The sequence below is a fragment of the Spirochaetota bacterium genome (assembly GCA_025061835.1).
In the GTDB taxonomy this organism is placed as follows: domain Bacteria; phylum Spirochaetota; class Brevinematia; order DTOW01; family DTOW01; genus SKYB106.
Genome location: JANXAC010000001.1, coordinates 1 through 14,755 on the forward strand (window position 1 = coordinate 1; position 14,755 = coordinate 14,755).

Below are 14,755 nucleotides of genomic sequence, written 5' to 3' on the forward strand. Positions count from 1 at the left end.
ATCTTCAACTCAAACCAGTTTGAAATAACATTTGTAGTAGTTACATTTGTTCCAAAATCAGATTCCGTGAATATTGTTCCACCAGCGCCATCATCTATCCTAAACTCAAGGTATATCTTATCAGGGATATAAGCAGGGTTATCACCAAATATGAAGGACCAGGGAATTGCTATCTCGGTAACATTATTTGTTATATACCTACTCCAAGCAAGTCCTCCACCAGGACCAACCTTAGCCTCTTTTTCAACGCTACCGTTTATAAACCTATAAGCCTTGAAGTTCTCTCCCGTAGGTTCAGAGTATTGATATGGTCTATAGTGCTTAATAAACACAGAAAACTTCCTACCACCGGTAGTTGATATTTGGACATCATCAAGGAAGTCAAATGAGCCTGTGATACCACTATCGCCGTTTGCTAGTTTAACCATTCCTTTACTACCGTTACCGTTAGTAATGTTGTTGTCAATGAATACATAGAAAGCACCTCTATTAAGATAACCTGGGGGGTCATTAGCATCAACAGAGTTTTTATGTCCTATGAAAAGGAATCTCTTGGAATACGCAACATAAACTTTATTCAGAGCCTTCCATGTACCACCATCATCAGTGTTTAAAAACACATAGGATGCCCCAAAATCTACACTCGGATCACCTGTAAATTTTATAGCAGTCGGTGTGAAAAACGGGTTTGATTCACTAACATCTATTGGCTTGGGTAGCTTTGAGAAATCAACATTTTCCGTAAGTAAGAAAGCACAACTACCCAGAAGCAAAGCATTAAAGATAATCAATCCGCAAACTAATCTTCTCATAATTCCCTCCTAAACATCAAGAAGGTGGTAAAACCACCTTTAGAAACCATACTCCCACTCAAGGACACTATACGCTCCAAACGGTGCTCTGCTCGGAAAGTCCTTATTCTCGCCTTCTTGGAATATCTCTGCTCTCCATTTATAATATCCAACTGGTGTATCAGCTCTTGCAGTGAAGATGACTCTATGTCTGCTGTAGTTTTTGGTTTGGATATCTTCAGCTTTGATATTTCCAACTGCAAAGTTAAGAGTAGTAGTATATGAACCAATTTCATACTTATAACCAACACTCATAAAGAATAGTTTAGTCCATTGAATACCAAAAGTCAAACTTGGAGAAATAAACATAGTATTACCACTGAACTTTATCTTTTCTAGTATGAAACTTCCCTTACCAGAAACAGTTGGATAACTATTCATCTCAAGCATAACTGCAGGAGTTATATCAATACCATATAGTATATCAGAGAGCTTGTAGGTTCCTAGTAGCATTGCCCTTATTTTTGAGATTTGTGTGTATGGAACACTAAAGGAGATAGTGCTACCCGAAGGAATAAGTGTTGTTGATAGGAAGTTTGAATTAACAGGAACAACACTGATGGTATTGGATTCTTGATCGTATCCGAAGGCTATGTAGCTTCCCTCAGCCTGAATTCTCAAAACATCAAGAGAGTAATCAACTCTAGCTGTAGCACCTCTCCATCCAAGAGCGGCAATACCTTCCCATTTTTCATTAACCCATCCTATTCCATTGAGACCCGTAACAGGATCATTTACAAGGAATTCTGAAGGAACTGGTTGCAATGGAGCAGAGCCGACGAAGTCTGCTGCTTGTGGAGCTCTGTGAACAGATTGCCAACCATTCATTATCAAAACATCCGCACCCGTAGTTCCTCCACCGAAGCCAGCAGATGCAAGAGGATCATCACCCCTAGCAGCAGTGAAAGAGATATAATTTGGATCAATGTAAAATCCTTGAACGGCAAATCCTATACCAGTATCAAACAAATTGTCATTCTTAAGAAGCAACGTTCCACCGAAACCTATTATGTTAAGAGCGCTAGTCTTGGTAGGGAAAGCAGGGCTTATACCAGTTTGTCCAAGTTTTCCAACAAGTCCGTTACCATCTATATCCAGCTCAAGTCCTTTTTCTAGCTCTAGGAAGTCAGGATTTACACCAACGGAAGAAAGCGCTCCAACTACACTGACTACAAACCCAAGTGGTAGTTTTACCTCAATGTAGCCATCAGTAGTAGCATTCCCTCCTCTGTAAATCATAGTTTTAGCAGCACCACCTTTACCAGACTCAGGATTAATTTCAAAGTCAGAATAATATCCCAGGGTGTGTTGCAGTTTAACACCAGGTATCGCAGAAGAAACTACCCTATATCCATAAACTAGGTCGTATATCCTATTATTACCTTTACCCCACTCAAAACCTATCCAGTTAAGCGGGTAGTGAATAGTGAAGTTGTAACCTAACAAACCTTCTATACTACCATCAACGAACAAACCTAAAAACTTATCTCTGTCAGGATACCAGGCCTGCCCAAGCGTCCAAGGACTGTAGTTAAGGTCATAGTTACCAATGCTGACAACATCAATCGTTGGTAACGGTCTATTTAGCATCACTCTTCTTGACTGCAATGCGATAGGAACCTGACCTGGTGTTGAGTTAACCCAAGTGGTCCATTTTGTAGCCTCCCAATCTGTTAGCTCAAACCTAAGATAGAAGTCTATAACCTCTGTGAATACCTTACCATCTATTCCTATCTCCAGTGAGTTTCTGATGACATTCTCTTTCGTTGCATCGTAGTTCCAGTTCCATCTTGTAAATAGTTTTCCGAATAGGTCAAAGTTTCCAGAGACATACTTATCAGGCGGAGCCTGTGGCTTCAATCTTTCGGATATGGCTTTTGCGAATTTATAATAACCAATCGGTGGCTTCCATTGTTCTGTCTGATCTAAATATACCATCGGTACTACCGCCTTCACATCCTGAATAGGATTAGGATATGACTCCCAAACATTAAGTATTTCAAACTGGTCCTGTGCTTCCTTTAGCGTTCCTTTGGCAGGCCAAACAACAATATCAACAAACTCTGGGTCTCCCCAGTAGTCGCTACCACCTCCCCACCTATGTAATCCTCTATACTCATTAACATTTCTCGTCAAAACATCTTCAGGATCAGGAAAACCTTCATTGGATTGTGCGAATATTTGGAACCCCCACTTGGTTACATCCTTATCAGGTGTTAAATCAATATCTTTTTTTGATACAACAGCTATGATTGTCCTACCAACACCTTTTATAACTCTAGGTATGACAACATCCTGTGCCATATCCTTTGCTTTTGAATTAACCTCTATCTCAACTCTCGCTCTAGGTTGAGGTGAAATTATAACAGCCTTCTCCCAACCCTGGTCTGGTGGAAAGTAAATGTTAAGGCCAGGGATAGACCTTAAATACCCCGAACCAGGCAGTCTGTCTTGGTCTATATATATCTGGAAGTGTTGAATATCAAAATCAGCTGCCATTCCCCACTCTTGCTTGAGGTCCGCATTAACCGTTATCTTGAAGGTAATATTTCTGTCGTCCATCGCATCTATCTCAACCTTAACTATGTCAAAACCTCCAACAACATAAACAGGATGTGTTGGATATGTGTAATAACCTGGTCCCTTATCATCACCAACAGGGTCAAGTAGAACTATCCTAGCTTGGTCTGGTCTTGTTCCTTTCTCTATAATATTGTCTTTCAGTATAGCACTTTCAGGATTTTCTCTCACACCTTCCATTGAAGGTGTAGGTCTCTGAAATGCCACTCCTGCCGCTTCCTCATCTGTTTCTTCCTGAGCATAAACCAAATTAGCAACCGGAAGGGCAAGAACAAAAAGGATTGTCATAACTAATATCAGTATCCTCATAAATACCCCCTCAACATTACTAAATCGTAGTATAAATCAACGAAACCAAGTTGTCAATAAGTTTAGCAAGAAGTTTGATCAAGATAGGGCGAGTCTTTTACATTAATTTTTACTAAACTCTCCTACAAACTTTAGTAAAACAAAAACTAGTATCATATCTTATTATTCCTTTATAATAGAACAATAAACTTATCAAAAGAGGTAACATTATGTCTGGAAAGAAGATTTTTAGTAAAGAAATTGGAGGTAAGAAAATCATCGTTGAAACTGGAGAATTAGCCAAGCAATCTGATGCTTCAGTTCTGGTAAGATATGGTGATGTTGTTGTGTTGTCAACAGTAAATTATGGTGCTGAAGTTGAAGGTGTTGATTTTGTCCCACTTACTGTTAACTTCGTTGAAAAATTCTATGCATCCGGTAAAATACCAGGAGGATTTGTAAAAAGAGAGAGCAAATCATCCGATAAAGAAATCCTTGTATCAAGGCTAATTGACAGACCTATAAGACCCCTATTCCCAAGAGGTTTTAAAAATGAGGTTCAAGTTATAACTATGGTTCTATCCGCAGACCAGATAAATCCTGTTGATATAGTCTCGGTTTTTGCATCTTCTGTTGCACTTATGATATCTTCCTTACCATTCAGAGGGCCTGTAGGTGGTGTAAGAGTTGGATACATAAATGGAGAATACATCCTAAATCCTACATTTTCACAGCTTGATGAATCATTGCTTGACATAGTAGTAGCAGGAACCGAGAGAGGAATAACGATGATTGAAGGTGGAACCAAAGGAGTAAATGAAGAGGAGATGTATGGTGCATTAGAGTTCGCAAACAGATACATACTTGAACTCATAGAGTTCCAGAAGGAAGTTGCTAACGCGGCTGGTAAAGAAAAGATACAGATCCAAGAGAAAGAATTACCAAAGGAAGTTTTTGATATTATCTGGAAGTATGAGAAGGAGATGAAGACTGCTATGAATGTTCAAGATAAAAAGACAAGAGAAGGGAATATGGATGCAATAGTTGAAAGTATAAAGTCAGAAATAGTTCAAACTCTTGGTGAAGAGAAATCAAGCGAGATAAACTGGGAAGATGTAAACTTCTACATAGAGGAGATGGAAAGAGACATTTTGAGGCGACAGGTTTTGGAAGAAGGAATAAGAATTGATGGTAGAAAGCCTAAAGAACTACGACCAATATGGTGCGAGCTTGGAATACTACCTAGGACTCATGGTTCTGCTATATTCACAAGAGGACAGACACAGAGTCTTGGAATAACGACTCTTGGTAGTGCAAGTGATGTTCAGTTTATTGACGATATTGAAGAGGAAGGATTTAAGAGGTTTATGCTACACTATAACTTTCCCCCATTCTCAACAGGGGAAGTTAAGAAATTAGGACCAGTTTCAAGAAGAGAGATAGGGCATGGGCATCTTGCTGAACGGGCAATAGAAGCAGTTCTTCCGTCAGAGGAGGAGTTCCCCTACACCATAAGGGTAGTATCTGAAATCCTTGAGTCTAACGGTTCTTCGTCTATGGCGACGGTTTGTAGTTCATCTCTAGCACTTGTAGATGCTGGCGTTCCGATAAAGGAGCTTGTTGCTGGAATAGCACTTGGTATAGTCCTTGATGAAAAAACAGGAAAATATGACTTGATTGTTGATATTCAGGGGCTTGAGGATAAGTTTGGTGATATGGACTTCAAGGTAGCAGGAACAAGAGATAAAATAACTGCATTTCAGATGGACCTCAAGATAGAGGGGCTACCACTTAAGATACTTAAAGAGGCTTTGTATGTAGCGAAAGAGTCTAGGAATCAAATACTTGACATAATGGAAGAGAAAATAAGAGGTAAGGAGTTCAAACTATCAGAGCACGCACCTAGAATAAAGTTTATAAAAACAGAACCTGATAAACTAGCAGATGTGATAGGTCCCGGAGGTAAGGTTATAAAGAAGATAATACAGGATACCAATGTTAAAATTGATATATCACCTGAAGGCAAGATAACTATTTCAGCAAAGCCGGGAGAGGGAGACATAGAGAAGGCTTACAACACTATAATGACCATAATTGAAGGAGTGAAGGTTGGAGATATAATAACAGGACAAATAACTAGGATAGAGGATTACGGAGTGTTTGTTGAGGTTATGCCCGGAAAAGAGGGTATGATACATATTTCAAAGTTATTTAGGTCAAGAGTAAAGGACATAAGAGATTATCTGAGTGTCGGAGATACTATAACTGCAAAGGTAATATCAATTGATAACCTTGGAAGAATTGCACTCTCAAGAATTGATGCTGAACGAGAAACCATCTCAAGAAATTCATAACAATTCTAGAAGTTAGGATTTTGTAGTATCCTTGAGAATTTTATGATAGTTATACTTGACTTCGGCTCGCAATACACCCAACTTATAGCCAGAAGGATAAGAGAGATTGGCGTTTACGCAGAAATATTTCCGTTTGATGTTGACAAAAGAAAACTACATTCACACATCGCAGATGACGTGATAGAAGGAATTATCCTTTCAGGAGGACCTTCAAGTGTTTTGGATGATAACGCTCCATCTGTGTCTTTAGATTTTTTACGAGGATACAATGTGCCCGTTTTAGGAATATGCTATGGGATGCAGCTTATCTGTAAGTTGCTAGGTGGGAAGTTAGAAAAATCAAAACTTAGGGAATACGGATACACTGAACTTGAGATAAAATCTGACTCAAAACTCTTTAAGGGTATTCCTAAAAACATCGTAGTTTGGATGAGTCATGGTGACTCCGTCGTTGAGATACCTAAAAACGTCACACCTACTTCATTGACTAAAAATGGCATATTGGCTTCCGTAGAAGTGAAGGATGAGAATTTTTATTGTGTTCAGTTTCACCCAGAGGTTTTTCACACACAGTATGGAACAGAAATCTTATCTAACTTCGTTCTCAATATATGTAATGCTACTAAAAACTGGTCTCTTGAGAAGTTTATGGATAGAGAGAGGGATAGAATAAGAAGTTTTGTTGGTAATAGAAATGTAGTAATGGCTGTAAGCGGTGGTGTTGACTCAACGGTAATGGCAGTATATCTAAACAAACTATTAGGTCGTCAACTTACGCCTATATTTGTGAATACTGGTCTTTTGAGAGAAGATGAAGATAAGGAAGTTATTGACAACTTTAGGAGTCTTGGTATTGATGTCAAGTATATTGATGCGCAGGAAGAGTTCTTGTCAGCGCTTAAAGGAGTTAGGGACCCTGAAGAGAAGAGGAAGATAATAGGTAAGAAGTTTGTTGAAGTGTTTTTTAGGAACTTTGGCAACCTTGACATACTAGCACAAGGCACTCTCTACCCCGATGTTATTGAGACATCCTCCGTCAAAGGTCCTTCCGCAACTATAAAAACTCACCACAATAGAGTAAAAGAAATAAGACAACTTGAAAAGCAAGGTAGAATACTAGAACCTTTCAAATTCCTATTCAAAGACGAAGTAAGAAAACTAGGTAAGATACTCGGGATTCCAGATGATATACTCAACAGGCATCCATTCCCGGGACCCGGGCTTGCTGTGAGATTGATAGGAGAGATAAGTAAGGAAAGGTTAGATATGCTTCGCAAGGCTGACAAAATCTTTATTGAAGAACTGAAAAAAGAAGGTTTGTATGAAAAAGTTTGGCAGTCTTTTGTAGTATTGTTGTCAGACAAAGCAGTCGGTGTAATGGGAGATGAAAGGAGTTATGGTTATGTAGCAGTCTTAAGAAGTGTCAATAGCGTTGATGGAATGACTGCCGATTGGTCTAGATTACCTTACGACTTTCTGAACAGAGTTGCTAATAGGATTGTAAGAGAAATCTATGGAATAACTCGTGTGGTTTATGATATAACATCCAAGCCTCCTGCAACCATAGAGTGGGAGTAATGTAATATTCTATGAAGATACTACTAGATGGAAGAAGTATCAACAGAACTGGTATAGGAACATACACCAAAATGCTTATCTTCGGTCTCAAAGAAAGGGAGGATATCCATCTTAAGATTATTGGAGACGAGAAAGAGATAAATTCTTCGTTTAGAGACCTTGAAGTCGTCAGAACCTCAAACTCAATATACTCGCTTGAAGAGCAGATTTCAACACTTCTAGCAGAGATTATGTCAAACGACGCTGACATAGTTCATTACACTAATTACAATAAATCGCTATTTTCTGTAAAGCCTTATATAATCACAATACACGATCTTATACAGTTTAAGTTTGAGTATGGTTCAAAACTCAAGAGAAAAGTTGCAGAAGCATTACTCAAGAATGCTGTTATCAATGCTAGAGCAGTTATATGTGTTTCAAACTCAACGAAAAATGACCTTCTTGAACTTATACCAAATCTAGACCATTCAAAAGTCCATCTAGTCTATAACTCTTCAACTAATCCACTAGCTGGAAAGGTAGAATATGTTGATGTCAAATCAAAGTATGGTCTAGATGAATTTTTGTTATGCGTTGGAATAAGAAAGAAACACAAAAATCTATCTTTACCAGTAAAAGCGCTAGAAATCCTATCCAGCAGGTTTCCAAAACTAAAACTAGTCCTAGTCGCTAAAAGATTTGATAAATACGATTTTCTAGATGAAACAATTGAGAGCAGTAAAGTTAAAGATAGAATCATCGTTCTTGAGAATATCCCTTATGAGGAGATTGTATCACTTTATAGAGAAACAATAATTGTCATTCTTCCTTCATTTGACGAAGGTTTTGGACTTGTGCCTTTTGAAGCAATATCAAATGATACTCTTCCTTTAGTTTCAAACATACCTGTTATGAGAGAGTTATTCTTTGAAGAGGAAGATATATTTTTCGATCCTTACTCTCCAGAGAATTTAGCAGATAAATTAGAAACCTTCTTGAACGATAGTGGAAAAAGAGAATCTACACTATCAAGGTTAAAAAAATACACAAATATATATTCGTTTGAAAGGTTTATAGACGAAACGGTAAATGTCTACAGAAAAGTAGTCAATTCATAACAGTTTGCCTAACTTTAAGGTTTATACGGGCTTAAAAGGAAACAACAAACACTGTAAGTTCATTAATTCTTCTAGATGTAGTTAGCAGAATGAAAACGGGGACCTTGTATATTATACAGATTCATCATTTTCCTAAGCATTAACTATGGTGATACTAAAAACAAACTGTTAGGCTACTAGAGAAATACAAAGCAAAGGTTTGACAAATAGATTACAAACAGTTACTGAACCTAGTAGATTTTTTAGTCCAAGGTTTTCTAGTTGCGTTTAGAGATAGACTAGACTGTTCTTATTTGTAAGAAACTAGAAGACATTACAAATCTTGTCTCAAAATACTTATATTAGTTTCTATGATAGACAAAGAGGTTTTGAGGACGCTCCCTGAAAGTCCAGGTGTGTATATAATGTATAGTGAGACTGGAGAGGTTGTGTATATCGGTAAGTCAATCAATTTGAAAAACCGTGTTTCTTCCTATTTTACTTCAAAAAACCATTCAAGAAGGATACAAAATCTAGTGAATAGAGTTGAGAAGATAGACTACATTGTTGTGAATAATGAAGCAGAAGCATTAATACTTGAGGCAAACCTTATAAAAAAACACAAACCTAGATACAACATTCTGATGAAAGATAGCAAATTTTATCCTTTCGTTAAGATGTCAAAAGATGACTTTCCTTACATAAACGCAACAAGGAAGTATGAACCAAGCAAAGTGTTTGAATATTTTGGACCTTACACTGACAGTAGTCTTCCCTATAAACTAGTTGATGTGATACAGCGGGTATTTAAATTGAGGACTTGTAGAAAAATGCCGAAAAAGGCATGTCTAAATTACTATATCGGTAGATGTTCCGCTCCTTGTATAGGTATTATCTCAATTGAGGAATACACAAAAGATGTTGAGAATGCTAAAAAAGTTCTAAAAGGTGAGATAGACGAGGTAATATCGCTTCTAAAAGAAGAGATGTTAAAGTCATCAAAGGAGTTGAATTTTGAAAAAGCGGCGCACTTGAGAGACAGCATAAAGGTTCTTTCTGAACTTGAGTCACAGAAACAGTTTGTGTTTTCAACAGATGAAGGAATAACATCCGACTACATCGCTTCAACAGAGAATGAAGAGCTTGTGAATTTTTACCTAGCACATATGATAAATGGTAAGTTTATAGGTAAGCAGAGTATCACATTTAACAAAAATGATGAAGAGAATCCTATTGAGAAGTTTTTATCAATAATCTACCTAGAAAGGGATGAACCCGTTTCTGTAAGTAGAGTTTGTGTTGAAAGTAAGATATTTAATGGAGTCTCCTCGTTTTTTGAGAAGGTAGGTTCTGGTTTTTCTGATACAGTTGTTATCACAGCCTCTGACGAGACCGACAGGAAGATACTGGAAATTTGTAGGAAAAATTCTGAACTTCTACTGAATGAACACTCTGCTAGGATGGATATGGAGAACAAAGAATTAGATGAACTATGTAAAGTTTTAGGTATTGAAAGTGTTTCAGTAATTGACGGTTTTGACATAGCGAACTATGGAGATGAAGTTGCAGTTGGCTCTAGCGTTAGGTTCATTGATGGGATGCCCTCAAAGAAGAATTATAGGATCTTCAAGATTAGAACTGTTGTTGGACAAAACGACTTTGGGATGATAAAGGAGATAGTGTATAGAAGGTATAAAAGAGAGATTGAGACGGGTAATTTACCAGACCTTATAGTGATTGATGGTGGAATTGGACAACTAAATTCAGCAATATCATCACTAGAAGAACTCGGGCTAAACATACCAATCATCTCTATTGCAAAGCAAGAAGAGAAAATATATACAAGAGATGGTAATGAAATAGTGCTACCTAGAAATTCGTATGCGTTGAGGTTAATCCAAAGGATAAGAGATGAAACACATAGGTTTGGTAACTCTTTTGTAAGAAACCTGAAGTCAAGACAGTTGAGGAAGTAGATAACTTATTCTAATAACCTATGCAAGACCTTTTGTAGAAATGACCTTCTAGTAGCGGTTAAAATAGTAAGTCTATGAATTTTGAGGAGATTGTTTTTCTTGACAAGGAGTATATCCTTCCATTCTATTCTAGGTTTAACATAGGATTTAGAAGAGGGAAAGGGTGCTATCTGTATGGGTATGATGGTAAGAAATATCTTGACTTTACATCAGCGATAGGAGTTATGAATTTCGGTCATTCAAACAAGTTTATATTGAAGGCTTTGAGAAAACAGTCTTCTAAACTAATGACTACATCAAACCTTTTCCACTCCGAAGAGAGGGTTAAGTTAGCAAAACTTTTGGTTGATATATCTTTTGATGGAGGTGTTTTCTTTTCAAACAGTGGTGCTGAAGCAAATGAGGCTGCTATTAAAATAGCGAGATTTTTTGGGAAAACGATCCACAAGGATAAATATATAATTCTGTCATTGAAAGGTTCTTTTCACGGTAGAACGCTTGCGACTATAACTGCAACAGGACAGGCAAAGTATCAAAAAAATCTAGAACCATTACCTTCAGGTTTTGAGTATGTTGAATACAACGATTGTGATGATCTTGAGAGTAAGTTTAACGATAGAGTATGCGCTATTTTTCTTGAGGCTATACAAGGAGAGGGTGGAGTTAGACCTTTAAGTTATGAGTTTGTCAGGAAGGTTGAACAACTTGCGAAGAAGTATAATGCTTTAATAGTTTTTGATGAAGTTCAGACAGGTATAGGTAGGACAGGGAAGTATTTTGGTTATCAACATTATGACATCCAACCTTCTATCATAACACTATCAAAAGCATTAGGTGGGGGATTACCGATAGGCGCTACAATACTGGGAAGAGAGTATTTCAATGTCTGTGAGGTTGGGATGCATGCATCAACGATGGGGGGTAACCAGCTATCTACTGCCGTTGCTCTTGCTACTCTGAAACTACTTACGGATACCAACATTTTGTCAAGAGTAGAATACCATAGTAGTATACTATTTTCTGAATTAAAGGAACTACAAAAGTCTTTCACTTTCATAAGAGAAGTGAGAGGTAAGGGACTTATGATAGGTGTAGATATTGATGAAAGTGTTAAGGTGATGGATATAATAAATAAATTGATAGAAGAATGTATCTTAACACTCAGGTCAGGTGAGAATACTTTGAGATTACTACCACCACTTGTTATAACCGAGAAAGAAATAAACCTGTTTATAAAAGCATTTAAAAAAGTGCTGTCAAAGATAAAAATGAATTGAATAGCCCTATTCAAAAGGATTTAATCAAACCGAAATTGAAGAGACGAAAGTATTAATACTTTAATGAAATCTTATGGAGGGGGATGTACCCCCGAATGAATATTTGTTGAGGATCTTTACTATTCTTCTTCGTCTTCAAACTCCTCATCTTCAAACTCTTCGCTTGTGTCTTCAAATTCCTCATCTTCATAATCTTCAAACAGATTTTCATCTTCAAACTCATCATCCTCAATATTTTCAAACTCATCGTCAAAGTCCTCTTCATCAAAGCTCTCATCCTCAAAATCTTCCTCATCTCCTGTTAATAGTATGAATGGGTAAGAAGGGTTACTATCTAGGTTTTCCCTCATAACGCTCCTCCTTTTGTAGAATGATTGTGAAGAATTAGACGAAGTTTTTCAACAATTTCTTAAAACTTCTAGTTAAATCCAGAATTTGACAAAGATTATATTGATTTTTTAAACTAATTGTTAGACCAAAACTAAATTACAAACTATAACTTTCCCCGGTAGCTCAGTCGGCAGAGCAGGTGGCTGTTAACCACCGGGTCGGGGGTTCGAGTCCCTCCCGGGGAGATAGTTTTAACCTTACAAACCAGAAACCTTTGGAAAGAAAAATTAAAATTCGCTTTTCTTCATCCACTGTGATTTGAGAATTGTTTGGATAAGTTTATGAACACGAGGTATTCAGGATATCAACAGAATACCAAACTATTGACTAAACTTCAGATCTATATCAATTTGAAAAAATATACTTTCCTTATACACCATTAGGATAGTTTGAGTAGCAAGTATGAGCAAGATAGATGTTCTTGTCGTTGATGATTCAGCACTCATGAGAAAGATGATAAGTGATATACTTTCGTCTCACCCTATGATAAATCCGAAAGACACAGCGATAAATGGCAAAGTTGCTCTGAATAAACTAAAGAAGAACACTTACGATGTTATTCTACTTGACATAGAAATGCCAGATATGGATGGGATACAGTTTCTTGAGGAGTATGCGAAACTTAATATTGACCTTCCCGTAATAATACTATCCTCGTTTGCGAAAAGAGGAGCAGAGATAACAATCAAGGCATTATCGCTAGGGGCGAAGGACTTCATCACCAAACCATCAGGTCCTATATCTATGGATATAGAGAAAGTAAGAAACGAAATTTTAGAAAAAGTTCTGGTTTGGGGTGTGAAAAGAACTTCATCAATAAGACAAGGAGTTGAAATAACTCCGTCGTTAGCAGTAGTTGAAAGTAAACCAATAACATTTGAGAATCCACCTATTAACGAAGTTGTATCTAAGAAAAGAATAAAACCTAAACTTATAGCAATAGGTATATCAACTGGAGGTCCTCCAACAATAAGAAAGTTTCTGTCTAGTATTGGAAACCAACTCCCAGTAGGAATGGTTATAGCACAGCATATGCCAGAGTTTTTTACAGCAGAGTTTGCTAAATCTTTATCAAACTCGTATCCCCATTTTTCAGTTGTTGAATCCAAAGATTTTGAACTTATTCTACCAAATAAGATAATCGTTGCTAGGGGTGGGAAACACATAGTAGTTGGTTTGATGGAAGGCAAGGTGTTTGTTAGAAATGTTGATGATGGTAGGTTCTCTTTCAGACCTTCTGTAGATCTGTTCTTTGATAGTATTGCCGAAAACATAGGTAAGGATGCTATAGCCATAATTATGACAGGTATGGGGTCTGACGGTAGTAAGGGGCTTAAAAAACTTCACGATGCTGGTGCTATAACTATCGCGCAGGGCGAGAAGTCTTCAGTAATATTCGGTATGCCCAAGAGTGCGATAAGAAACGAAGCAGTTGACTTTGTGTGGGAAATAGAAGAGATGGGACATAACTTAAATCATCTACTTTCGTTACTTTTATAGATCCTTATTCCATGCTACTGTTCTATTCTTACCTCTAAGTTTTGCAGTGTATAAAGCCTTATCTGCAAGCTCAACAAGATGAGCAGGGTCCCTACTATCGGTAGGAAATTCACTTATACCAATACTGACTGTAGCAGACAATCCTTTTTCATTAAGAGCCTCTTCAAGTTTCCTCTTTATCCTACTTATAAATGCTATTGCACCTGCTTTGCTAGTCTCCGGAAGTAGTATAATAAATTCATCACCACCATATCTACAAATAGTGTCCTCAGCTCTCTTATTCAAATCTATTACCTTTGCTACAGTCTTTATGACTAAATTACCTTTATCATCCCCGTATTTCGCGTTTATACTCTTAAGGTCATCAATATCAATGAGTGCCAAAGAGAATACCAAATTATACCTTTCCGATCGCCTAGTCTCACTCCACAGAGCTTCCTTGAAATATCTGTAATTATAAACTCCAGTCATCTCATCAACATACACCTTCATTTCAGACGAGTCATACAGGAATATCTCAATTACAACAGGATTTTTGAGAACATCATTGTTATAAGTAAAGTAATCAATCACAGAAGTTCTTACACTTATATTCCTTCCTAGTTTTGCGGATAACTCTTTATGTCTCTGGATAATCTTTGACCAATGCTCTTTTGCTAAATCTTCCGAGAACTCAAGATGTGAAATAATATACAACAGCGCAGAAAAAAAGTTTTCTTTATCCTTTGGGTCACTAACAGATTCATATAAGCCTTGTATCTCATCAAAAAAAGTCTCTCCAAGGTTATACTCTTGATTAAGTAAATCAACTATCCTCTGTCTTAACAGTTTGCTTATCTTTCTCTCAAGCATAATAACCAATCTTATTTTTATTTGATTTCA

The 14,755-nt window shown here is 37.2% G+C and carries 10 protein-coding genes and 1 tRNA gene; 7 read left to right on the top strand and 4 right to left on the bottom strand.

The window, feature by feature from the left end; genetic code table 11:
- The coding region (locus NZ579_00005) for a hypothetical protein (protein ID MCS7298333.1) at positions 1–812 on the bottom strand (812 nt) is incomplete at its 3' end.
- 39 nt (positions 813–851) lie between these two features.
- Positions 852–3,740, bottom strand: a complete 2,889-nt coding sequence (locus NZ579_00010) for a hypothetical protein (protein ID MCS7298334.1) — start codon at positions 3,738–3,740, stop codon at positions 852–854.
- A gap of 209 nt (positions 3,741–3,949) precedes the next feature.
- On the opposite strand from NZ579_00010, the gene NZ579_00015 reads away from it, so the two are divergent.
- The 5 genes from NZ579_00015 (at position 3,950) to NZ579_00035 (ending at position 11,983) form a co-directional block, all read left to right on the top strand.
- Entirely contained in the window at positions 3,950–6,073 is a 2,124-nt protein-coding gene (locus tag NZ579_00015) for a polyribonucleotide nucleotidyltransferase (GenBank protein MCS7298335.1), read from the top strand.
- 42 nt (positions 6,074–6,115) lie between these two features.
- Positions 6,116–7,651 carry a glutamine-hydrolyzing GMP synthase gene (gene guaA / locus NZ579_00020; GenBank protein MCS7298336.1) on the top strand — a complete coding sequence of 512 codons (1,536 nt, stop codon included), beginning with the start codon at positions 6,116–6,118 and terminating at the stop codon, positions 7,649–7,651.
- 11 nt (positions 7,652–7,662) lie between these two features.
- Positions 7,663–8,751 carry a glycosyltransferase family 4 protein gene (locus NZ579_00025; protein MCS7298337.1) on the top strand — a complete coding sequence of 363 codons (1,089 nt, stop codon included), beginning with the start codon at positions 7,663–7,665 and terminating at the stop codon, positions 8,749–8,751.
- A 350-nt stretch (positions 8,752–9,101) separates the two neighbouring features.
- Positions 9,102–10,706: an excinuclease ABC subunit UvrC gene (gene uvrC, locus NZ579_00030; protein ID MCS7298338.1), complete on the top strand. Its 1,605-nt coding sequence runs from the start codon at positions 9,102–9,104 to the stop codon at positions 10,704–10,706.
- 74 nt (positions 10,707–10,780) lie between these two features.
- Positions 10,781–11,983: an aspartate aminotransferase family protein gene (locus NZ579_00035; GenBank protein MCS7298339.1), complete on the top strand. Its 1,203-nt coding sequence runs from the start codon at positions 10,781–10,783 to the stop codon at positions 11,981–11,983.
- A 119-nt stretch (positions 11,984–12,102) separates the two neighbouring features.
- Here the strand turns inward: NZ579_00035 and NZ579_00040 are convergent, their stop codons facing one another.
- Positions 12,103–12,333, bottom strand: coding sequence for a hypothetical protein (locus NZ579_00040; GenBank protein ID MCS7298340.1), 231 nt, complete (start codon positions 12,331–12,333; stop codon positions 12,103–12,105).
- 152 nt (positions 12,334–12,485) lie between these two features.
- Between NZ579_00040 and NZ579_00045 the strand changes: the two genes are divergently transcribed.
- Both NZ579_00045 and cheB read left to right on the top strand, forming a co-directional pair.
- Positions 12,486–12,558 (top strand) — tRNA-Asn (locus NZ579_00045).
- A 217-nt stretch (positions 12,559–12,775) separates the two neighbouring features.
- Positions 12,776–13,873 carry a chemotaxis-specific protein-glutamate methyltransferase CheB gene (gene cheB, locus NZ579_00050; protein MCS7298341.1) on the top strand — a complete coding sequence of 366 codons (1,098 nt, stop codon included), beginning with the start codon at positions 12,776–12,778 and terminating at the stop codon, positions 13,871–13,873.
- On the opposite strand, the gene NZ579_00055 is transcribed toward cheB, so the two are convergent.
- Complete coding sequence (locus NZ579_00055; protein MCS7298342.1) at positions 13,868–14,725, bottom strand: GGDEF domain-containing protein; 858 nt, start codon at positions 14,723–14,725, stop codon at positions 13,868–13,870. The genes cheB and NZ579_00055 overlap by 6 nt on opposite strands.
- Between the last annotated feature and the right edge of the window lie 30 nt (positions 14,726–14,755).